21 protein-coding genes are annotated in these 22,250 nt (G+C 63.8%); 15 read left to right on the plus strand and 6 right to left on the minus strand.

The features are described from left to right. The first annotated feature begins 136 nt into the window (after positions 1-136). The 3 genes from QX121_RS17345 to frc all read left to right on the plus strand — a co-directional run bounded on the left by QX121_RS17345 (position 137) and on the right by frc (position 3,969). Positions 137-832 (plus strand): GntR family transcriptional regulator, encoded by a 696-nt coding sequence (locus QX121_RS17345; RefSeq protein ID WP_409998125.1) that lies wholly within the window; start codon positions 137-139, stop codon positions 830-832. A gap of 61 nt (positions 833-893) precedes the next feature. Continuing rightward, positions 894-2,627, plus strand: coding sequence for an oxalyl-CoA decarboxylase (gene oxc, locus QX121_RS17350; RefSeq protein ID WP_315812593.1), 1,734 nt, complete (start codon positions 894-896; stop codon positions 2,625-2,627). 64 nt (positions 2,628-2,691) lie between these two features. Beyond that, positions 2,692-3,969, plus strand: a complete 1,278-nt coding sequence (gene frc, locus QX121_RS17355; RefSeq protein ID WP_315739807.1) for a formyl-CoA transferase — start codon at positions 2,692-2,694, stop codon at positions 3,967-3,969. A 179-nt stretch (positions 3,970-4,148) separates the two neighbouring features. On the opposite strand, the gene QX121_RS17360 is transcribed toward frc, so the two are convergent. Together QX121_RS17360 and QX121_RS17365 are read right to left on the minus strand one after the other, a co-directional pair. Then, positions 4,149-4,847, minus strand: coding sequence for a hypothetical protein (locus tag QX121_RS17360; RefSeq protein ID WP_315812594.1), 699 nt, complete (start codon positions 4,845-4,847; stop codon positions 4,149-4,151). A gap of 110 nt (positions 4,848-4,957) precedes the next feature. Then, positions 4,958-6,127 carry a tetratricopeptide repeat protein gene (locus QX121_RS17365; RefSeq protein ID WP_315812595.1) on the minus strand — a complete coding sequence of 390 codons (1,170 nt, stop codon included), beginning with the start codon at positions 6,125-6,127 and terminating at the stop codon, positions 4,958-4,960. 378 nt (positions 6,128-6,505) lie between these two features. On the opposite strand from QX121_RS17365, the gene QX121_RS17370 reads away from it, so the two are divergent. Then, a complete protein-coding gene (locus QX121_RS17370; RefSeq protein ID WP_409999348.1) occupies positions 6,506-7,063 on the plus strand; it encodes a hypothetical protein in 558 nt (185 codons plus the stop codon). Between the two features lie 271 nt (positions 7,064-7,334). Here QX121_RS17370 and QX121_RS17375 read toward each other — a convergent pair whose 3' ends face one another. Next, on the minus strand, positions 7,335-7,613 hold the full coding sequence (locus QX121_RS17375) for a hypothetical protein (protein WP_315812596.1): 279 nt from the start codon (positions 7,611-7,613) through the stop codon (positions 7,335-7,337). Positions 7,614-7,716: 103 nt separating this feature from the next. Further along, a complete protein-coding gene (locus QX121_RS17380; RefSeq protein ID WP_315756450.1) occupies positions 7,717-8,007 on the minus strand; it encodes a hypothetical protein in 291 nt (96 codons plus the stop codon). 310 nt (positions 8,008-8,317) lie between these two features. Between QX121_RS17380 and QX121_RS17385 the strand changes: the two genes are divergently transcribed. Beyond that, entirely contained in the window at positions 8,318-8,725 is a 408-nt protein-coding gene (locus QX121_RS17385; protein ID WP_315812597.1) for a hypothetical protein, read from the plus strand. Between the two features lie 138 nt (positions 8,726-8,863). On the opposite strand, the gene QX121_RS17390 is transcribed toward QX121_RS17385, so the two are convergent. Further along, positions 8,864-9,340, minus strand: a complete 477-nt coding sequence (locus tag QX121_RS17390) for a peptidoglycan-binding domain-containing protein (protein WP_315756575.1) — start codon at positions 9,338-9,340, stop codon at positions 8,864-8,866. A 450-nt stretch (positions 9,341-9,790) separates the two neighbouring features. Here QX121_RS17390 and QX121_RS17395 point away from each other — a divergent pair, with 450 nt between their 5' ends. The 8 genes from QX121_RS17395 (at position 9,791) to QX121_RS17430 (ending at position 18,160) form a co-directional block, all read left to right on the plus strand. Beyond that, positions 9,791-9,928: a hypothetical protein gene (locus tag QX121_RS17395; protein WP_315739810.1), complete on the plus strand. Its 138-nt coding sequence runs from the start codon at positions 9,791-9,793 to the stop codon at positions 9,926-9,928. Positions 9,929-10,329: 401 nt separating this feature from the next. Beyond that, a complete protein-coding gene (locus QX121_RS17400) occupies positions 10,330-11,316 on the plus strand; it encodes a Bug family tripartite tricarboxylate transporter substrate binding protein (protein ID WP_409998124.1) in 987 nt (328 codons plus the stop codon). Positions 11,317-11,325: 9 nt separating this feature from the next. After that, complete coding sequence (locus tag QX121_RS17405; protein WP_315739812.1) at positions 11,326-11,820, plus strand: tripartite tricarboxylate transporter TctB family protein; 495 nt, start codon at positions 11,326-11,328, stop codon at positions 11,818-11,820. A gap of 40 nt (positions 11,821-11,860) precedes the next feature. Further along, entirely contained in the window at positions 11,861-13,360 is a 1,500-nt protein-coding gene (locus QX121_RS17410) for a tripartite tricarboxylate transporter permease (protein WP_315756453.1), read from the plus strand. 208 nt (positions 13,361-13,568) lie between these two features. Beyond that, on the plus strand, positions 13,569-14,855 hold the full coding sequence (gene oxlT / locus QX121_RS17415) for an oxalate/formate MFS antiporter (RefSeq protein ID WP_315739814.1): 1,287 nt from the start codon (positions 13,569-13,571) through the stop codon (positions 14,853-14,855). Between the two features lie 242 nt (positions 14,856-15,097). Then, the gene (gene oxlT, locus QX121_RS17420; RefSeq protein ID WP_315812598.1) at positions 15,098-16,411 is read left to right on the plus strand and encodes an oxalate/formate MFS antiporter; all 1,314 of its coding nucleotides are present in this window, start codon (positions 15,098-15,100) and stop codon (positions 16,409-16,411) included. 222 nt (positions 16,412-16,633) lie between these two features. Continuing rightward, positions 16,634-17,053 (plus strand): CBS domain-containing protein, encoded by a 420-nt coding sequence (locus QX121_RS17425; RefSeq protein WP_315812599.1) that lies wholly within the window; start codon positions 16,634-16,636, stop codon positions 17,051-17,053. A 138-nt stretch (positions 17,054-17,191) separates the two neighbouring features. Next, the gene (locus QX121_RS17430) at positions 17,192-18,160 is read left to right on the plus strand and encodes a zinc-binding dehydrogenase (protein ID WP_315812600.1); all 969 of its coding nucleotides are present in this window, start codon (positions 17,192-17,194) and stop codon (positions 18,158-18,160) included. 74 nt (positions 18,161-18,234) lie between these two features. Here QX121_RS17430 and QX121_RS17435 read toward each other — a convergent pair whose 3' ends face one another. Next, on the minus strand, positions 18,235-18,363 hold the full coding sequence (locus QX121_RS17435) for a hypothetical protein (protein ID WP_315739817.1): 129 nt from the start codon (positions 18,361-18,363) through the stop codon (positions 18,235-18,237). On the opposite strand from QX121_RS17435, the gene QX121_RS17440 reads away from it, so the two are divergent. Then, a complete protein-coding gene (locus QX121_RS17440) occupies positions 18,344-19,657 on the plus strand; it encodes a cation diffusion facilitator family transporter (RefSeq protein ID WP_315785200.1) in 1,314 nt (437 codons plus the stop codon). The genes QX121_RS17435 and QX121_RS17440 overlap by 20 nt on opposite strands. 207 nt (positions 19,658-19,864) lie before the next feature. Continuing rightward, the gene (locus QX121_RS17445; protein WP_315812601.1) at positions 19,865-22,189 is read left to right on the plus strand and encodes a PAS domain-containing sensor histidine kinase; all 2,325 of its coding nucleotides are present in this window, start codon (positions 19,865-19,867) and stop codon (positions 22,187-22,189) included. Positions 22,190-22,250 lie beyond the last annotated feature (61 nt).

Below are 22,250 nucleotides of genomic sequence, written 5' to 3' on the forward strand. Positions count from 1 at the left end.
CGGAAAAATCGGTCGCCTTGACAGTCTGGCATCTGGCATGCCAAAAATATTGGACGCAAAATGCTGTACACAGGCATCTCCCAAGGAGAGGAGATCGGTCTTGTCTACAGAGAAAACAAACAAGGCATTGCCCATCATGGCCGAGGCCGACATCGCGATCACTCGCATCGCCCCGGAGACGAGCTTCAAGAATAAGGCCTACGAGGCCTTGAAAGAAGCCATTCTCAAGATGGACATCTACGCGTCGCCCGAGCCGGTGATGCTCGACGAGCGCGCTCTGTCCGAGCGCCTCGGTGTCAGCCGCACGCCCATCCGCGAAGCGATCGCGATGCTGGAGCAGGACGGCTTCGTGAAGACCGTGCCGCGTCGTGGCATCGTCGTAGTGCGCCGGACCAAGACCGAAATCGTCGACATGATCCGCGCCTGGGCGGCGCTGGAGAGCATGGCGGCGCGCCTGATCACGACGATCGCGCGCAAGAAGGACATCAGCGCGCTGCGCGACTACTTCAAGGATTTCGGCAAGGACCGCCCGCCGCAGGAGCACATCGAGGAATATTCGAAGGCGAACATCGCGTTTCATCAGGCGCTGATCTCGCTGTCGGAATCGCCCGTGCTCGTCGACATGACCAACGACATACTCCTTCACGTGCGCGGCTATCGCCAGCTCACGATCGGGCGCACCGATCGAATCGCCGCGTCCCTGCCCGAGCATCTAGCGATCATCGAGGCGCTGGAGGAACGCAACACCGAGCTCGCCGAGAAGCGCGCCCGTGATCACACGCTGGGCCTCGCGACCTATGTCGAGACGCACGGCCAGGAACTATTCAGCTGACAGGTTCAAACAGAAGAAGACGCCGCAAAGCGCCTTCACAGACGACCAGGGAGAGAGGCGCATGGCGCAGACTGCTGTTAAGACCGAGGCACCGGACACGCACGAGGAGCTCACGGACGGCTTTCATCTCGTCATCGACGCGATGAAGCTGAACGGGATCGACACGATCTACAACGTGCCGGGCATTCCGATCACCGACCTCGGTCGTATGGCGCAGGCTGAAGGCATTCGCGTGCTCTCCTTCCGTCACGAACAGAACGCCGGCTATGCCGCCGCGATCGCCGGCTTCCTCACCAAGAAGCCGGGCGTGTGCCTCACGGTCTCGGCTCCCGGCTTTCTCAACGGCCTCACGGCGCTGGCGCACGCCACCACCAACTGCTTCCCGATGATCCTGGTCTCTGGCTCGTCGGAGCGCGAGATCGTCGACCTGCAGCAGGGCGACTACGAAGAGATGGATCAGCTCGCGATCGCCAAGCCGCTGTGCAAGGCGGCGTTCCGCGTTCTGCACGCCCAGGACATCGGCATCGGCTTCGCCCGCGCGATCCGTGCTGCCATCTCGGGCCGCCCCGGCGGCGTCTATCTCGACCTGCCGGCAAAACTGTTCGGCCAAGTGATGAATGCGCAGGCCGGCGCAGCCTCGCTGGTCAAGGTGATCGATCCGGCTCCGGCGCAGATCCCCTCCCCCGACTCGGTCAAGCGCGCGCTCGATCTGTTGAAGAACGCGAAGCGCCCGCTGATCATCCTCGGCAAGGGCGCTGCCTATGCCCAGGCCGACGAGGCGATCAAGACCTTCGTCGAGAAGAGCGGCGCGCCGTTCCTGCCGATGAGCATGGCCAAGGGCCTGCTGCCCGACCTGCATCCGCAATGCGCCGGCGCCGCACGTTCCACCGTGCTGAAGGACGCCGACGTCGTCATGCTGATCGGCGCCCGCCTCAACTGGCTCTTGTCGCACGGCAAGGGCAAGAGCTGGGGCGAGCTACCTAAGAAGTTCATCCAGGTCGACATCGAGCCGAAGGAGATGGACTCCAACGTCGAGATCGCCGCCCCCGTGGTCGGCGACATCGGCTCGGTCGTCACGGCCTTCTCCGAGGCGATGGGCAGCAACTGGGCCAAGGCACCGGTCGAGTGGACCTCTTCGGTGCAGAAGAAGCGCGAGGACAACGTCGCCAAGATGGCGCCGCGGCTGATGAACAACAACTCGCCGATGGACTATCACGGCGCGCTCGGCGTGCTCCGCACCATCATCAAGGAGCGTCCGGACGCGATCCTGGTCAACGAGGGCGCCAACACGCTCGACCTCGCCCGCGGCGTGATCGACATGTACCAGCCGCGCAAGCGCCTCGACGTCGGCACCTGGGGCGTCATGGGCATCGGCATGGGCTCGGCCATCGCCGCCGCCGTCGAGACCGGTAAGCCGGTTCTGGCGATCGAGGGCGACAGCGCCTTCGGGTTCTCCGGCATGGAGGTCGAGACGATCTGTCGCTACAATCTTCCGATCTGCGTCGTTATCTTCAACAATGACGGCATCTATCGCGGCACCGATCAGAACGCAGCGAGCGACGATCCGGCGACCACCGTGTTCGTCAAGGGCGCTCGCTACGACAAGATGATGGAAGCCTTCGGCGGCGTCGGCGTCAACGCGACCTCGCCAGACGAGCTGAAGCGCGCCGTCAACGAAGCGATGGATTCCGGCAAGCCGACCTTGATCAATGCCGTGATCGATCCTGCAGCCGGATCCGAGAGCGGCCGTATCGGCAACCTCAATCCGCAGAGCGTGCTGACGAAGAAGAAGTAAGGCCACCCGCAAGACATCACCTGCCCGCCGATGCGGGATGACCAATCGTTACGGAGAGCAACACATGACCAAGGCGCTCGAGGGCGTTCGCATTCTCGATTTCACCCACGTCCAGTCCGGACCGACCTGCACCCAGCTGCTGGCCTGGTTCGGCGCCGACGTGATCAAGGTCGAGCGGCCGGGCGTGGGTGACATCACCCGCGGCCAGCTCCAGGACATTCCCAACGTGGACAGCCTCTATTTCACGATGCTGAACCACAACAAGCGGTCGATTACGCTCGACACCAAGAACCCCAAGGGCAAGGAGGTTCTGACCGAGCTGATCAAGAAGTGCGACGTGCTGGTCGAGAATTTCGGCCCCGGCGTGCTCGATCGCATGGGCTTCCCCTGGGAGAAGATCCAGGCGATCAACCCGAAGATGATCGTCGCCTCGATCAAGGGCTTTGGCCCTGGCCCCTACGAGGATTGCAAGGTCTACGAGAACGTCGCCCAGTGCACCGGCGGCGCCGCCTCGACCACCGGCTTCCGTGACGGCCTGCCGCTGGTCACCGGCGCGCAGATCGGCGATTCCGGCACCGGCCTGCACCTCGCGCTCGGCATCGTCACCGCGCTCTATCAGCGCACCCACTCCGGCAAGGGCCAGCGCGTCACCGCCGCGATGCAGGACGGCGTGCTCAACCTCTGCCGCGTCAAGCTGCGCGACCAGCAGCGCCTCGACCACGGTCCGCTCAAGGAATACAGCCAGTTCGGCGAGGGCGTGCCGTTCGGCGATGCCGTGCCGCGCGCCGGCAATGATTCCGGCGGTGGCCAGCCGGGCCGCATCTTGAAGTGCAAGGGCTGGGAGACCGACCCGAACGCCTACATCTACTTCATCACCCAGGCCCCGGTCTGGGAGAAGATCTGCGACGTGATCGGCGAGCCGACCTGGAAGACCGATCCGAACTACGCCAAGCCCGCCGCCCGCCTGCCGCGCCTGAACGAGATCTTCGGCCGGATCGAGCAGTGGACGATGACCAAGACCAAGTTCGAGGCCATGGACATCTTGAACGAGTTCGACATCCCCTGCGGCCCGATCCTGTCGATGAAGGAAATCGCCGAGGACGAGTCGCTGCGCAAGACCGGCACCCTCGTCGAAGTCGACCATCCGACCCGCGGCAAGTATCTGTCGGTCGGCAACCCGATCAAGCTGTCGGACAGCCCGGCCGACGTCACCCGCTCGCCGCTGCTCGGCGAGCACACCGACGAGGTCCTGCGCCAGGTGCTGGGCTTCAGCGACCACCAGGTCGCCGAAATCCACGACTCCGGCGCGCTCGATCCGCCGCGCAAGGAAGCCGCGGAGTAAGCAAGCCACAGGACAGGCGCGGCGCGATTGCCGCCGCGCTTGCTGCGTCAATTCATCAAGCCGCCGGTAGACCCGGCGGCTTTTTGATTCCTCCGGTGGAAGGATTTTTCCCTTTCACCGCGATCGACGAGACCCGGACTCGGAACTGCGGCCGTCGTTCGCGCATGAGGTAGCTATCCTCATTTGGGTCCGGCACGTCGTTGACGCTTCTTCGCTCCGACCGGCACAGTTGCGGAGAAGGGAGGCGGTTGCGGGTCCGGAACGAGATTGTTGAAGTCGGCGAGGCAGGTCGCTTCCCGTGTCTTTGTACCCGCGCAGATGAGCTTGCCATCAGCCGTGTAAATCAATCTGCCGCGTTGATCTCGACCGGTCCACTCAGCCCCCTCAATTTCACAAGTCGACCGATGTAAAGGAGCAAGATCGTTTTTTCTGGCAAAGCTCGTGTCGGAGGCAATGAAGCTGACGTCGAGCCCAGCTCCCGGGTGATCTGGATGTGCTGCGACCGGATAAAATCTGAGGACGGCGCTTCGATCGTCTGTAAAGCGTCCGCCTCCGCCATACGTCGTACCCTGAGGCCACAGTCCAAGGGCATGAAGCCAGGGACTCCGGCTGATCGCGCTCCACGACGACCTGTAGTCAGTCTTCATTTTGCGTCCTTGATGGATGAACGACAGAAGCAATTTGCCGTCAGGCGACAAATCGCATTTTTCAGGATAGATGCGTCCCTTCAGCCAGGCGCCCGGATAGAACGCATCATTCTTCGTGTTCCAGCGGATGACATGAAACCAGTCCGACGGACCCCGACGGAAGACGACGGCTTCATGGGCTTCACGGGCAAATATCACAAACAGACGAGGGGCGATTTTCTTGTCAGCCACATGTGCACCCGAAGGCAGAGATCGACGCCAATTTGCTATGACGTTGATCCAGCCGCCGAGGCAGTATCAAACTGGCACCGAATTGTGAATACGGCCAAGCGGTGGTGTGGTCAGGGACTGTTGCCCGACAAACTTGCCGCACGACGCGTGACCTGGGAGCTAGGCTGCGCCTTCAAGACCAGGTCGAAGCTCGGGCGCGTCCGTCCGTCCTGGAACACAACGCCGTCCGGGCTGAAGGCGACCTTGCCGAAGCCGCCGTCAAGCGTCTGCCATTTGTATGACAGAGCGACGATGCCATAGGCCGAAACCGGCTCGACCTCGCCGGGGTCTGCGACACCATTGCCGTTGACGTCGCGCCACAGGGCGAGGCCGGCCAGTTCGTTGCCGGTCAAGACTCCGTCGCGGTCGTCGTCTAGTGCGGCCAGCGGCGCATATCCGTTGTTCCAGAACATCCAGAACGTCACGTTGCCGAACAACTGCCGTCCGCTGGTGATCTTGCCATCGCGCGTCGGGTCGCTCACCAGCCAGGCCGCTTTGGGGGTAATCCAGCTCCATTCGCGACCCAGCCCGCTGCCGTCCACGTCGAACGTCACCCGCGCGTCGGGGGCTTCGAGGTCGGCGGGAGTAAGCCCATCGGCCAGCGGCACGGCAATGGGAGTGACCGCGTACGGCAGCTTCCCCAGGGTGGCGACGCGATCCTTTAATGTCTCGATCTCGCGCTTGTCCCACACGGCGCTGAGAAGCGGGATGAGGTAGGAGGCGACTTCGCCGGTCAGCGTCTGCCCGCCGAGACCAAGCATCGTGGGGCTCTTTTCCTTCTCCCAGGCGGCGGTTGCGATCTTTCGATATAGCTTCACCGCATCGTCCTTGTTGCCGGCCTGCTCCGTCAGCCAAGCGAGGCCGAGCTGGATGACGAGGTCGTCCTTGTCCAGCTCCAGTGCCTGCTTGTAGGCTTTCAACGCGGCTTGGAGATGAGCCCAGGAGGCCGCGTTCAACGCGGGGTCAGCGGCAGACCTGACCACGCCAAAAGGAACGACCGGCGGCGCCATGCCATGGTAGGCCTTCGGCACCGCCAGCGGGTCGGCCTTCTGGGCATAGGCCATGCCATGCGCACGACCAAGGTTCACCCATGCCTCGAGGCTGGCCGGATTGTCCCTGACGATCTTTTCCAGGTTTGCAATGAGCCGGGCGACCGGGACCTGCTCCACTTCCACGGCCACAAACCTGCCGAGCGCCGGCGACGTCGTGGCAAAAACAACCAAAAGAAGCAATATACGCACGCAACAACTCCATTCTGCAGGAACCCGTTCACCGACGGCGCGAGCGGCTGGATCACGCCTGTGCCGCACACATGCCCAGCGCCGATTGGTCGTCGGTTGCCGTGGTTCGGGTTCAGAAGGGAACGAGATCTTTTACGAACCTCGCCACGAAGTACCGTGGCAGAAATACGGTGGAACACACGATGACAGTGTATAAAACTCCTTCGGGCCTCGAAGCACATGATCATTCGGCGCGTCGCGCCATCGCCGCCGGGCTGAGTTCAATGCACTGTCACCAAACCTTCGGCGATACTACGGGCTGTCCTCCTAAGCCTGCCCATGTGTGACGGAAAGCTGTCGTTGCTCAGCGAGGTTACAAGTCAAAAGGGATCGCGCCAAATGGCTGGAGCTTTCGGAGACAATGCTGACGAAGCGCGGATCGTGATCGCAAGGGTCGCCCGGCGCCTGATTTTGCGCTTCGTCGTTGCCGCGATGACCCCGGCCGTGGGTCACGCCTTTGCGCAGGGCGCATTCCCAGCGCCGCTACCGGGGCAGGCCGCCGCCCCTCCACAGTTCGACAGCGCGCCGGCGACTGCTGGCGGCCCTTCGGACGTCTGCAAGGGATTTTTTCCCTTGCGCGAGGAGGCACAGCGGCGCGGGCAGCTGATCAAGGCTGCCGCAGAGCGCCGCGCAACGCCGGAAGACGCCTGTGAACTAATTCGCAGTTTCTCTCAGGCCGAACTCAAGATGATCGAATATGTCGAAGCTCATTCGACCGATTGCAGAATTCGGCCTGACGTCGTGGATATGCTCAAGGCCGGCCACAAGAAAACCGAGACCTTGCAGACGAGAGTCTGCACGATCGCGCAGTCGGGCAGCCTAGGTCAAAGCGACGTCCTGGGGCCGCCCAAAAGAGAACCGGCTGGACCAGTTGGCGATTTCTGGATGTTTCGATAGGCAACCGCACTGCCCCATCAAAGCCTGGCGTGGCGCGAGGGCGGACGGACTCTTCCGTCCAAGTCCGATCACTTCGGACTCTGTGAACCGGGCGGATCAAATCCAGCACGCTTTCGAAACCGCTTCTCGATCATTCGGTGGCGCATCACGCGATGGATGGCTGGGCCGTATTGTTGAGCGCCAAGCGTGTCGCACGTGCTCAGCGCACATACTCCACCAGGGTGTGATCCTCCTCCTCGAGCTCGGCGTCGATGATCTCTGCGATCAGTGTTCAATCACCCTTGGCCAAACCGGCGCCGATCTTCGGATAACCGATTCGGTGCTCGGGATATCTGAGTTTCACTTCCTTCATGACCGCTCTGACGGCAGCGTAATCAACGAGAACGCCGGGCCCGCGCCAGTGGAACTGGGTGACGGTCGCCGCCGATATGGCTCCCACTTTTCGCGGCTGCCCTTCGTCGTCGACAGATCGGCCGCACAGGCCTCGGGAAAGGATCCCTTGATGCGCTTCGCAAGCCCTGCCCCATGGCGCACTGGCAATTGCAACCATGCACGATCACGTCGAAATGCCCGTCCAGCGCGAGTTTCATCAGATCCCCCTTGATGATCTTAATCGAACGCAACTCATACGGTTGCTGTGTTCCGTCGACGCGTCAGGAGCGCTTGAGCTCGGTGAAGTCGGACAGGTCGCTGCAGGATTCCGTTCCGAGAAGAATGCTGCGCATCTCCCCGTCCCGGTAGGCAAAGACGAGATTGTCCCTCACCACGATTCCGAACGCGTTCGCGCGATACAGCGCGACGCACACGGCCGGCATCGTGCCGCCGCGCAGCAGCCCGCCATAGCGCTGGTAGGGCGGCGTGATCTTGGCATCGCGCAGCACGTGGCGATAGCGGTAGAACGCCCGGATCTGCTCGGCCACCAGCGACCGGTAGTTCCTGGGCATCTCGGCCGCAACGGCGGCTGTCTCTCTCGGGTCGGGCCTCTCAGGCGGGAAAAACGCGCGCCGCTCGGCGCTACTGCACGCCATGAGCGTCAACGCACAAACGACAATGCCGCTCAGGGACGCCAACCTCTTCCCCGGCCGCCACGTTCGCCCCATGAACGCCCCCTCGATCCCTGCCAGCCCGATAGCGGGCAACTATCACTACACCCCCTCCTTCACAGTCAACGGATTTCTGGAGCAGCAATGGTCGGCTTGGAGATTTGCCGGCATGTGAGTTGACCGCACCGCCGATCCGCTCGATTCTGCTCGCATGGACGAAAACGAACTGCTCGCCCGCTTCGGTCTCACGCCGGTTGCGGAGGATCTTCCTGAAATCCGACGTCTCATCCAAGCCGAGACGGCCGACGCCGCTCGAGCCAGCAATGAGCCGTTGCTGCTGCTATGCATACAGCTGTTCTCGGCCGGCAACGCCAGTGATGCTCTTCTGATCTACGAGGCCAAGATGTCGTCGTTCGACGCAGGATGCTATGTCGACATTCAGTTCGTGTGCGGGGCTGGTCTCGAGGCCACTGAAGAATTCCTGCGTTCGAGCAGCGCCCCCGAAGCGGAAAAGCTTCTTGCCAGACTGCATCAGGCCAAGCGCGCCGGTGCTTTTGATGGTTTCACGCCGCAGCAACACCTTGCTTTCTACCGGCGCTACTACGGGCTCGCTTCCTAAGCTGCCCGTGCCTGCTTGATCCAAGCCGTGATCAACGAATGGAGGCTGACGCTCCTGCGCAGCCATGCGGCCCGACCGGCCGACCTCGAACAGACAAGCTTGCCTCAGACGCCTTCCGGCTCTTTCGAGGTTGAACGCTTACCTGCCGAATATTCCGCCCACCACGCGATGCATCGCGCCGCCGATCGCGCCGATCGGACCTCCCACATTCCGCTGATGTCGCGCGCGTCCCGTGCTGCGACGGGCCTGGCGGTCGGATTTGGCAGCCTCGGTGGCCGCGTCCATCAGCGCCTTGTGCTGGGCAGCATTGAGGAAGCCGGTCGCGGGGTAGCCGCGCTCCTCCTGCCAATGGGCAAGGGCGGCGCGGGTCGAATCGTCGAACGTCCCGTTGATCTTGGTGCCGAACCCGAGCCGGGTCAGCCCTCGTTGCACGGCGCGACGCTTCGCCTTGGTGAGGCCGATCTGATTCTCGGCCTGCTGATTGGCGTCCTGGGCAGCGATCACGGTATCGGCGGGTGCCGACGCTTCACGAGGTGTGCTGCTCAGACCAGCGTGAGCGACCTGCGCGCTTCCGGCGATCGCCAGGATGGACAGTGCCAGGATCAAGGCGCGCATGGCCTTTCCTTCGCCCTCAGGTCTGCTGATGATACGTTTCGAGGAATACAGCGCGACGGACTGAACGATCAACATCCGGCGGCGCCACTCCGCTTCATTGCAGAGTAACTGCGGCCCGGGCAGCACAGTTCCCTCACCTCGGGCCGATTGTTCCGTCGCGTTGCACGCGGGGGGATAGACGCACGGGATGGCAGCTCTCAGCAGTCGCCGAGATACCCCGACTTTGCCGGCTCGGTCCGCCAAGCAGGATCGAGCCGATCCGGTGCCCAGGTTGGGCGGCTCTTTCCATATGAAAATGCCGCCTTCAATAAGGAATCCAAATTGTGGCATTCCTGCTGCAGCGCAAAATCCTCATACCGCTATGCAATATGATCCGTTGTATCTGGCATCTGGTATACGTAAATTCTCCTCAGTCAGAACGTCGTACCGCCCAACTGATGGAGACAAACCATGGCCAAGACCGCCGCCCTCCCCCTCGTTCAGCCCGTGTCCCTGTTCGGCCGCCTGCTGGCGACCCTCGATCGTGTTCTCATGACCAGCGCCCGCGCCGCCAACCGCAACGGCGACCTGCCGTATTTCGGCCTCTGAGGCCGGCGCGCTTCGCGCGCGCAAGCAGCATCGAAGCCCAATCAAGAGCCCCGGACCTCCGGGGCTTTTGCTTTTGCGACACCCCCGCGGCCTGCGACAAATTGGCCCCGTGAGCATCCCAACCGATCTCCTCAATTGCGGTCGGTCACCTCTTCATACCAAAATCAAATCGGTCGATTTGCTGCGGATGCACGTCTTGCTGCATGACCCAGGCCGCCACCACAACTTTTGGCTGTATGGGCATTGCGAGAGAGTCCAAGGCCGACGACGACCTGAAGCGCGTCACGGTGGAGGATGACACCGGCCCGGACTCGACGGGTCAGTGGTTCGATTGGGCATAGCGGCCGGAAGAAGCCGTGCGGTCCGGGAATGAAGGGGAGAAAGCGTCGATGAAGCGTTCCATGCGCGTGGCCGTTGTGGCCGGCGTCGCCCTGATGGTGGGGCATATCCCGGCTCTGGCGGGATGGGAGCCCGTCCGGCCCGTCGAGTTCATCGTTCCGGCCGGAACCGGCGGCGGTGCCGACCAGATGGCTCGGACGATTCAGGGCATCGTCACCAAGCACAATCTGATGAAGCAGCCGCTGGTCGTCATCAACAAGTCCGGCGGTGCCGGTGGCGAAGGCTTCCTCGACGTCAAGGCGTCAGCCGGCAACCCCCACAAGATCATCATCACCCTGTCGAACCTGTTCACGACGCCGCTCGCGACCGGCATCCCGTTCAGCTGGAAGGACCTCACACCGGTCGCCATGCTGGCGCTCGACGAATTCGTGCTCTGGGTCAACGCCGACAAGCCCTACACAACCGCCAAGGACTACATCGACGCGGTCAAGCAAGGCGCGGGCATCCTCAAGATGGGCGGCACCGGCTCGAAGCAGGAAGACCAGATCATCACGGTGGCCATGGAGAAGGCGACCGGCGCCAAGTTCACCTACATCCCCTACAAGGGCGGTGGCGAAGTGGCCGTGCAACTGGTCGGCAACCACATCGACTCCACCGTCAACAATCCCATCGAAGCGGTGGCGCAGTGGCGCGGCGGCAAGGTCAGGCCGCTCTGCGTGTTCGACGACAAGCCGATGGGCTACGGCGAGCAGATCACCGACGGCAAGGCCTGGAAGGACATTCCGACCTGCAAGTCGCAGGGCCTCGACATCGAATACCTGATGCTGCGCGGCATCTTCATGTCGCCGCGGGCCACCAAGGACCAGATCGAATACTACGTCGACCTGTTCAAGAAGGTGCGGGAAACCCCGGAATGGCAGGACTTCATGAAGACCGGCGCCTTCAACACCACCTTCATGACCGGTGCGGACTACGCGAAGTGGGTTGAGACCGAAGAGAAGCGTCACGAGCTCCTGATGAAGGAAGCCGGCTTCCTCGCCTCGAACTGAGCGGCTCGCATGAGAAGCCAGGGAGGATCCGCCGGGCCCAGCCACAAGGCGGTCGAACTCGGCGTCACGCTCGCGATCGCGCTGTTCGGGATCATCGTGATCCTCGGCAGCGTGAAGGCGGGGATCAATTGGGGCGCCGAGGGGCCGCGCGCGGGATTCTTCCCGTTCTACGTCGGCCTGTTCATCATCGCGGCGAGCGCGATGAATGTCCGCAACACGCTGCGCGAGGCTGACGGCAGCGTCTTCGCCGAATGGCGTCAGCTCCGCCAGGTCATGAGCGTGGTGGTGCCGACGGCGATCTATGTCGGCGCCCTGCCCTTCACCGGTCTGTACGTCGCCTCCATGATCTTCATCGCCTGGTTCATGCGTTGGCTTGGCAAATATGGCTGGCTCACGGTGGCGGCGGTCGCGATCGGAATGCCGGTGGTGACCTATCTGATCTTCGAGCGCTGGTTCATGGTCCCCCTGCCCAAGGGGCCGGTCGAGGATTGGCTCGGACTCTGACACGAAACTCATCCGCTGAGGGTTGCAGGACCAAGCTGGCATGGAAGAACTCGCCAATCTGTTTCACGGCTTCGCAGTCGCGCTCCAACCCTTCAACATCATGGTGATGATCCTCGGGATCGTGCTCGGGGTGATCATCGGCGTGCTGCCGGGATTGGGCGGCGCCAATGGCGTCGCGATCCTGCTGCCGCTGACCTTCAGCATGCCGCCGACCTCGGCCATCATCATGCTGTCCTGCATTTATTGGGGCGCCTTGTTCGGCGGCGCCATCACCTCGATCCTGTTCAACATACCCGGCGAACCATGGTCGGTCGCGACCACGTTCGACGGCTACCCGATGGCGCAGCAGGGCAAGGCCGGCGAGGCGCTCACGGCAGCGTTCACCTCGTCCTTCGTCGGCGCGCTGTTCGCGGTCATCATGATCACGCTGATCGCGCCGCTGGTGGCCGGCTTCGCGCTTCAGTTCGGCCCGGCCGAGAAATTCGCCGTCTACTTCCTCGCCTTCTGCAGCTTCGTCGGCCTGAGCAAGGAGCCGCCGTTCAAGACGATCGCGGCGATGATGATCGGCTTCGCGCTCGCGGCCGTCGGCCTGGATTCCATCACCGGCCAGCTCCGGCTCACCTTCGGCATCACCGAGCTGCTCAACGGTTTCGACTTCCTGATCGCCGTGATCGGCCTGTTCGGCATCGGCGAGATCCTGCTGACGATGGAGGAGGGCCTGAGCTTCCGTGGCGGCAACGCGCAGATCAATCTGCGGGTGGTGCTGCACACCTGGAAGGAGATGCCGGCGTATTGGCTGACGTCGCTGCGCTCCTGCGTGATCGGCTGCTGGATGGGCATCACCCCCGCCGGCGCGACACCGGCGTCGTTCATGAGCTACGGCATCGCCAAGCGCCTCTCCAAGCGCGGCAAGAATTTCGGCCATGGCGAGATCGAGGGCGTCGTCGCGCCGGAGACGGCGGCCCATGCGGCGGGCACGGCGGCGCTGCTGCCGATGCTGTCGCTCGGCGTGCCCGGCTCCCCCACGGCGGCGGTGCTGCTCGGTGGCCTCCTGATCTGGGGCCTCCAGCCCGGCCCGATGCTGTTCGTCGAGCAGAAGGAATTCGTCTGGGGTCTGATCGCCTCGATGTATCTCGGCAACCTCGCCGGCCTGCTCGTCGTGCTGACCTGCGTCCCGGTCTTCGCGGCGATCCTGCGCATTCCCTTCAGCATCATCGCCCCGCTCATTCTGGTGCTCTGTGCCATCGGCGCCTATTCGGTGCACAGCAGCACGTTCGACGTCGTGCTGATGCTGGTGTTCGGCGTGCTCGGCTATCTGTTCAAGAAGTGCGGCTATCCGCTCGCGCCGCTGGTGCTCGCCATCGTGCTCGGCGACAAGGCCGAGGAGGCCTTCCGGCAGTCGCTGCTGGGATCCCAGGGATCGCTCGCGATATTCTTCTCCAACGGACTGGTCGGCACCATCATGGCGCTCGGGTTGATCGCGCTGTTCTGGTCGGCGATCCAGCAGGGCTACAACCGGTTGCGGGCGGTCGCCGCGTAACTCGCCCCTACTCCGATAGTTGAGCTACAAATATCCTCTGCTGCGTCGTATTGTCGCTGCAGCGATTTGCCTTGCTTCTACAGGCTTTTTTCGTCGATCGCTGGGCTACCAGCGAGCACGGGGTCGATGAATCCGCTTGTCTATTGGCATATCATATACCAAACTCCGCATAGCTGTTAGGACAAAAATAGACAGCCCTGGAGGAAACATGACGGACTTGGCTCACGCGGGGGCGCCCGCATCTGCAAGAGTAAGCGACGCCTATCGCTGGACGCAGCTCGCGGTTGGCGTCCTGGCGATGGTGATGATCGCCAACTATCAATATGGCTGGACCTTCTTCGTCCCGGATATCGCCAAGACGTTCGGCTGGGATCGCGCCTCGATCCAGTGGGCCTTCACCCTGTTCGTGCTGTTCGAAACCTGGCTCGTGCCGGTCGAGGGCTGGTTCGTCGACAAATACGGCCCGCGCATCGTCGTGCTCGTCGGCGGCGTGCTCTGCGCGATCGGCTGGATGATCAACGCCTACGCCACCTCGCTCAACGGCTACTATCTCGGCATGATCATCGCGGGCATCGGCGCCGGCGGCGTCTACGGCACCTGCGTCGGCAACGCGCTGAAGTGGTTTCCGGACAAGCGCGGCCTCGCGGCAGGCATCACGGCAGCCGGCTTCGGCGCCGGCTCGGCGCTGACAGTCGCGCCGATCCAGGCTATGATCCGCGACTCCGGCTTTCAGACCACCTTCCTGTATTTCGGTCTCGGCCAGGGCATCATCATCGTCATCCTCGCCTTCTTCCTGTTCGCGCCCAAAGAAGGCCAGGTGCCGGCCGTTGCTCAGAATACGAACCTGGTGCAGAGCCGTCGCAACTACAACCCGACCGAAGTGATCCGTCAGCCGATTTTCTGGCTGATGTACTTCATGTTCGTGATCGTCGGCGCCGGCGGCCTGATGGTGACGGCCAACCTCAAGCCGATCGCCGGCGACTGGAAGGTCGACAACATTCCGGTGACGCTGATCGGCATGACCATGACGGCGGTGACTTTCGCAGCCACCATCGACCGCGTGCTGAACGGCCTGACGCGTCCGTTCTTCGGCTGGATCTCCGACAACATCGGCCGCGAGAACACGATGTTCATCGCGTTCGGCATGGAAGGCATCGGCATCTGGGCGCTGTACATGCTGGGCCATGATCCCGTGTGGTTCGTGATCCTCTCCGGCTTCGTGTTCTTCGCCTGGGGTGAGATCTACTCGCTCTTCCCCTCGACCTGCACCGACACGTTCGGCACCAAGTTCGCCACCACCAATGCCGGCCTGCTCTACACCGCCAAGGGCACGGCCGCGCTGCTGGTGCCGATCGCGAACTACATGCAGCAATCGAGCGGCAACTGGGATCGCGTCTTCATCATCGCGGCCGGCGCCAACATCCTGGCATCGATCCTCGCGATCGCGGTGCTCAAGCCCTGGCGGAGGGTCGTGGTGCAGAAATCGACGCTCTGACGCATCCCTTCGCGCTGCAACAAAAATAAAAAGAACGCTTCCAGATCGACGACGCTCGGCATTTTGCCGAGCGTTTTCTTTTGCTTGGCGGACGATTTCGGTCTCGCTGCAAAGCAACATGTCGCACCCTGTGTCGCAGGCCATATTGCGGACTGGAATATATTATACCAGAATGGTTCGGTGCGCAGATGAGGAGCGCGCTTGCAGCGGCATCCTCCAAGAGAGCGCGTTTGGGAGGACACATGGTTTCCAGCACAGAGGCAACACCGCCTGTCCAGGCACAGTCCAGCGGCTTCCGCTGGATCCAGCTCGCAATGGGCATCGTCTGCATGGCGATGATCGCCAACCTGCAATATGGCTGGACGCTGTTCGTCGATCCGATCGACGCGAAGTTTCACTGGGGTCGCACGGCGATCCAGCTCGCCTTCACGATCTTCGTCGTCACCGAAACCTGGCTCGTGCCGGTCGAGGCCTGGTTCGTCGACAAATACGGTCCGCGCGTCGTCATCATGTTCGGCGGCGTCATGATCTCGCTAGCCTGGATGCTGAACTCCTACGCCGACTCGCTCACCCTGCTCTACGCCGGCGCCGTCATCGGCGGCATCGGCGCGGGCGCGGTGTACGGCACCTGCGTCGGCAACGCGTTGAAATGGTTTCCCGACCGCCGCGGCCTCGCCGCTGGCGCCACCGCCGCGGGCTTCGGCGCCGGCGCCGCGCTGACCGTGGTGCCGATCGCCAGCATGATCGCCTCGAGCGGCTATCAGAGCGCCTTCTTCACCTTCGGCATCGGCCAGGGGCTGGTCGTGTTCGTGCTCGCGATCTTCCTGCGGCCGCCGACGGTTGCGGCGCCGACCCGCAAGAAGCAGCTCAATCTGCCGCAGAGCAAGATCGACTACACGCCGCCGCAGGTGCTGCGCACGCCGATCTTCTGGATCATGTATCTGGTGTTCGTCATGGTGGCCTCCGGCGGCCTGATGACCGCCGCCCAGATCGCCCCGATCGCCCACGACTTCAAGATCGCCAACGAGCCGGTGACGCTCGCCGGCTTCCAGATGGCGGCGCTGACCTTCGCGATCTCGCTCGATCGAATCTTCGACGGCTTCGGCCGCCCTGTGTTCGGCTGGATCTCCGACACGATCGGTCGCGAGCACACCATGTTCATCGCCTTCGGCACGGCCGCTTTGATGCTGCTGACGCTGTCGAGCTACGGGCACAATCCGATCGTGTTCGTGCTCGCGACCGCCGTCTATTTCGGCGTGTTCGGCGAAATCTACAGCCTGTTTCCGGCGACCTCGGGCGATACGTTCGGCAGCAAATACGCCGCGACCAACAACGGCATGCTCTACACCGCGAAGGGCACCGCCTCGCTGCTGGTCCCGCTCGCGAGCCTCGTCTCCGCAAAATATGGCTGGCAGGCCGTGTTCGTGATCGGCGTCGGGCTGAACGCGACGGCCGCATTGACGGCGCTGTTCGTGATCAAGCCGCTGCGCCGCGCCTTCATCCTCGGCAAGGAGCCGGTTACCGAGCCGGTGACGCAGGACGCCCGGATGGCGTGACGCCACTGTTTCTTCCCGCGACTTCAGGAGGCGCACCACGGTGCGCCTCCTTTTTTTTGCGCCGGAGCAGGACGCTGGCGCGTCATATTCGGCAGCTCCGGCAGTGTCGCTGACGTGTTTTTTCGGTGGCCGAGCGCACGAAAAGCCGTCAAACCCGATTGACTTCTGGCATAACGTATACCAGACTTCCCTCCGTTCACTATCAACAAACGGGAGGGTGCCATGAAAGTCGGAGACATCCTGCGCAACAAGACGGCGCGCGTGATCACGGTGCGAATGAACGAGACCGTCGGCGTCGCGGCGCAGCTGATGCGCGCCAGCAATGTCAGCGCCCTCGTCGTCAAGGACGTCGTCCGCACCGAAGGCAACACCGCGGCCGGCATGTTCACCGAACGCGACGTCGTACGCGCCATCGCCGAGCATGGCGCCGCCGGCGTCAACCTGAAGGTCTCGCAGTTGATCTCGCCGCAGCGGCTGATCTCCTGCAGCACCGAGGATACGCTCGAGCACGTGCGGCACCTGATGAGCGTGCACCACATCCGCCACCTCCCCGTCATCGTCGACTTCGCGCTCGCCGGCGTCATCAGCATGCGCGACGTCTCCAGCGCCTTCGACGAAGCGGAAGCTCCGGTCGCCGCCTGACGCGTCCAGCCCGGTCAGCGGAACCGGCTCATGACTGAGAGAGTCTTGTCGGAGCAGCGCGCCGCCTGTTAGGCGGTGCGCAGAGAGGAGCGGCACAGTAAGGTCGCCGCTCATGCCGACCCGACAGGATTCCTCGCGATGAAAGCCTATGTCTACGGCGCCCAGGGCGCCGCGATCACCGATATCGCCAAGCCCGCGCCGAAGGGCACGCAGGTCCTGGTGCGCGTGCGCGCCTGCGGCCTCAATCGCGCCGACCTCGGCATGACAAAGGGGCATGTGCATGGCGCCGCCGGCGGCGTCGGCACCGTGCTCGGCATGGAATGGGCCGGCGAGGTCGCCGAGCTCGGTCCCGACGCCAGGGGCGTCAAGATCGGCGACAAGGTCATGGGCTCGGGCAGCGCGGCGTTCGCCGAATACACCCTTGCCGACCATGGCCGCCTGTTCCACGCGCCGTCGAACATGAACTTCGACGAGGCTGCCACGCTCCCGATCGCGCTGACCACGATGCACAACGCCGTCATCACCAACGGCGCTTTGCAGCCGGGCCAGCGCGTGCTGGTGCAGGGCGCGAGCTCCGGCGTCGGCCTGATGGCGATGCAGATCGCAAAGCTCAAGGGCGCCTCGCTGGTGGTGGGCTCCTCGACCGATGCGATGCGCCGCCAACGGCTCAACGAGTTCGGCGCCGATCTCGCCATCGACTCCAGCGATCCCGCCTGGGTCGATCAGGTGCTACAGGCGACCAACGGCGAGGGCGTCGATCTGATCATCGACCAGGTGTCGGGCAAGGTCGCCAATCAGAACCTTGCCGCGACCAAGGTCCTCGGCCGCATCGTCAATGTCGGCCGGCTCGGCGGCACCCATGCCGACTTCAACTTCGACCTCCACGCGGCGCGCCGCATCACCTATGTCGGCGTCACCTTCCGCACCCGTTCGATCGAGGAGATCCGTACGATCTTCGACGAAGTGAAAAAGGACATCTGGAGTGCGGTCGAGCAGCGCACGCTGCGGCTGCCGATCGACCGCGTCTTCGCCTTCGACGATATTGGCGCGGCGTTCGCGCACATGGAGGCGAACAAGCATCTCGGCAAGATCGTGGTGACCTTGTGAACGCAAGCTTCTGAGATTTAGAAGCACTCGAAACAGCGCGCGGTCCACGCCCATGGACCGCGCGATCCTGGCTTTCATGGTGCGGCCTCGGCTGCTACATCCGCCGCCATGAGAGACGCCGCCTCCCATATCGATTCCGGGAAAACCCGTGTCGCCGCGATCTCGATCGCGGCGAGCGCCAGCATGGCCGCGGCGAAGTTCATCGTCGGCATCCTGATCGGCAGTCTCGCGCTCGTCTCCGAGGCACTGCACAGCGCCGTCGACGTCGTCGCCACCGTGATCACCTGGATGGTGGTTCGGGTATCGGACCGGCCGGCCGACGACGAGCATCATTACGGCCACGGCAAGCTGGAGAGCCTGTCGGCGCTCGGCGTCATCGCCCTGCTCTACGTGCTGGCCGGCGGCGTGCTGGTGGAATCCGTCAGCCGGCTGCGCGAGGCGGCGGCGCCGCCGTCGCTGTCGGCGATTCCGTTCGTGGTGCTGCTGGTCGACATCGCCGTCAACTTCTGGCGCGCCCGCGCGCTGCACCGCGCCGCGCACGAGACCCACAGCCAGGCGCTCGCCGCCGACGCGCTGCATTTCGCCTCCGACGTGCTCGGCTCGATCGCCGTCATCGCCGGCCTCGTCCTCACCGCGCTCGGGTTCTGGTGGGGGGATTCCGCCGCCGCGGTCGCGGTCGCCCTGATGATCTCCGTGCTCGGCCTGCGGCTGGCGCGCTCCACCGTAGAAACACTGCTCGACCGCGCGCCAGAGGGTGCGGCCGAGAAGGCGCGCGCCGCGATCCGTTCGATCAATGGCGTCGTCGATGTCGAGCGGCTACGGGTCCGGCTCGTCGGCGCGACGCATTTCGTCGACGCCACGGTGCAGGTGCCGCGCACCTACCCGATCGACCGCGTGCACGAGATCAAGCGCGATGCGCAGGCCGCAGTCGATGCCAGCCTGTCCGGCGCCGACGTCACCTTCACGACGGTGCCGGTCGCGCTCAGCAACGAGAGCGTCCGCGAGCGCATCATGGTGATCGCGCGCAATTCCGGCCTCGCGATCCATCACGTCACCGTCCATGACGTCGGTGGCCGCCTGATCGTCGCGATCGACCTCGAGGTCGACGGCGACATGAGCCTGTTCGGAGCGCATGCGATCGCGCACGAGTTGGAACGCAGCATCCGCGCCGAATTCGGCGCCGACGTCGAGGTCGACACCCATATCGAGCCGCTCGAGCCCGAGCTGCCATTCGGCGTCGATGCGCCGGCGCAGCGGATCGGCGAGATCGCCGAGGCCCTGCAGCGCCTCGCCGCCGAGACCGACATGTACGACGTGCACAATGTCCGCGTCCGCAACACCGAGGCCGGCGAGATCGTCAACTTCCACTGCCGCGCCGCACCGTCGATGAGCGTGCTGAAGGTGCACGACAATGTCGACCACATCGAGCGCGGGGTGCGTCGCGCCTTCCCGAGCGTCAAGCGCGTCATCAGTCACGCCGAGCCGCCGCACGGCTGAAGCATGAAAGTCATGCTGCGTTCCCGCTTCGGACTCACTCTGCCGGCTTTTCGCCATGGCAATTCCGCATTGGATAAGATTTATTAGCTTTTGCCAAATCGTTGACTCTCGACAGCCCGACAAATCTGGATTCAAATCAACTTGATTCGGAAGCGGCTGGGGCTCTTTCGAAATTCGGGTATCCAAGAAGTTTCGGGGGTCTTCAGCATGGCGCGTGCGCATGCCGCGAACGCGTGCGTCCAATCTTCTGATTCCATCAAAGGGTTGGCGCAATCGATCGCGAAACCGGCCTATCAAAGGCTACTGACTGCTGAGCCGGTATTGCGTCGTGCTGTCCCTACTTTGATCATCGCCTTTCTCGTCACCATCTGTCTCGGCGCCTTCGTCCAGGTGCTCGACCAGAGCCGTCAGAAGCGCGGCGCGACCAAGCGCGACCTGGCCGCGATCTCCGACCTGCTCGCCGACCGCATCGGTCATCTGGCGATGCGCCCGGACCGCATCGCCCACATCGAGCATCTGCAGAGCCTGCTGCCTGACCTGATCCCCGCCTGGGGAGCGGCGGCCGGACGCCACGTGATCGTCACCGGCGCCGACCACCGCATCCTGGCCCGGGTTCCGGTCGACGCAGCGCTCGGCGAGAACGACCGCATCCTCGATCTGATCTCGACCGCGCAGCTCTTGGCCACGCCCGGCCTGCAGGGCGCGGTCACCGAGATCACCTTACCGAACGGCCGTCCGGCCTTCGCGGTGTCGCAGTTGATCAAGGCGCTGCCCGGCCGCGTCGTCGTGATCCAGGAGAAGCTCGAGCCGATCTGGGGCTCGGACGCCGCGCTCTCGGTGACCTTGTCGGCGACGACGGGCTTTGTCGTGCTGATCCTGGGCTTCGCCTTCCACTGGCAGTCGACCCGCGCCCGCGAAGGCGACCTGATCAACGACGCGGTGCGTGGCCGCATCGACACCGCGCTCAACCGCGGCCGCTGCGGGCTGTGGGACTGGGACCTGTCGCGCGGGCGCATCTTCTGGTCGAACTCGATGTTCGCGATGCTCGGCCTCGAAAACCGCACCGACCTCCTCACCTTCGGCGAGGTCAACGCGCTGGTGAACTCGGACGACATCGACCTGTTCGCGATCGCCGACCAGCTCGTCGCCGGCGGCATCCACCAGATCGACCAGAGCTTCCGGATGCGCCACACCGAGGGCCACTGGATCTGGCTCCGGGTCCGTTGCGAGCTCAGCCAAGGCACCTCCGACTCCGGCCTGCACCTGATCGGCATCGCGGTCGACGTCACCGAGCAGAAGAGCCTGGTCGAGAAGACCGTCGAGGCCGACCTCCGCCTGCGGGACGCGATCGAGACGATCTCGGAAGCCTTCGTACTGTGGGACGCCAACAACCGGCTCGTGCTGTGCAACTCGCATTTCCAGAAGCTGCACAAGCTGCCGGACTCGGCCGTCACTCCCGGCACCTCCTATGAGACCGTCATCGAGGTCGGCAAGATGCCGGAGATCCGCACCCGGCTGCACGACCACAGCCAGCAGGCGCCGGGCGGGCGCACCTTCGAGGCCCAGCTCGACGACGGCAGCTGGCTGCACATCTCCGAGCGCCGCACCAAGGACGGCGGCTACGTCTCGGTCGGCACCGACATCACCCGCATCAAGGAGCACGAGCAGAAGCTCGTCGACAACGACCTGCGCCTGCGCGCCACCGTGATCGACCTGCAGCGCTCGCAGAGCGCGCTGGAGCGCCAGGCGATCGAGCTCGCCGACCTCGCCGAGAAGTACTCGCAGGAAAAGACCCGCGCCGAGGAAGCCAACCAGACCAAGTCGAAATTCCTCGCCAACATGAGCCACGAGCTGCGCACGCCGCTCAACGCCATCATCGGCTTCTCCGAGATCATGGGCAGTGGCATGTTCGGCTCGCTCGGCTCGGAGAAGTATCAGGAGTACTGCCACGACATCCTGACCTCTGGTCAGTATCTGCTCGAAGTAATCAACGACATCCTCGACATGTCGAAGATCGAGGCCGGCCGCATGAAGCTCGACATGGAGCCGCTGGACCTCGCCAAGACGCTGGCCGAATCCCTGCGCGTCGTCTCCGGCCGCGCCCAGGACAAGAGCCTCGTGCTCGACGCCGACATCGGAGGCAGCATCCCCGTCGTCGCCGACCGCCGCGCCACCAAGCAGATCATGGTCAACCTGCTGTCCAACGCGGTGAAGTTCACCCCCGAAGGCGGCCGGGTCACGATGCGCAGCCGCGTGTTCGAGGACAAGGTCGTGCTCATCATCGCCGACACCGGCATCGGCATCCCCGCCCAGTCGCTGGCGCGGCTCGGCCGACCGTTCGAGCAGGTCGAGAGCCAGATGACCAAGACCTATCACGGCTCCGGCCTGGGGCTCGCGATCGCCCGCTCGCTGGCCCAGCTGCACGGCGGCTCGATGCGGCTGCGCTCGCGGCTGGAGTTCGGCACCGTGGTCCGCGTCACCCTGCCCCGCGACGCCCATAAGGCAACAGCGAGCATCTCCGTCGCGGCATGAGTTGCGTGCGTGGTGCCGTAGGGTGGGCAAAGGCGCGCCCGCGAGACGCGCGTTGAGCTGT

It is taken from the genome of Bradyrhizobium sp. SZCCHNR2028 (assembly GCF_032380995.1).
Classification (GTDB): domain Bacteria; phylum Pseudomonadota; class Alphaproteobacteria; order Rhizobiales; family Xanthobacteraceae; genus Bradyrhizobium.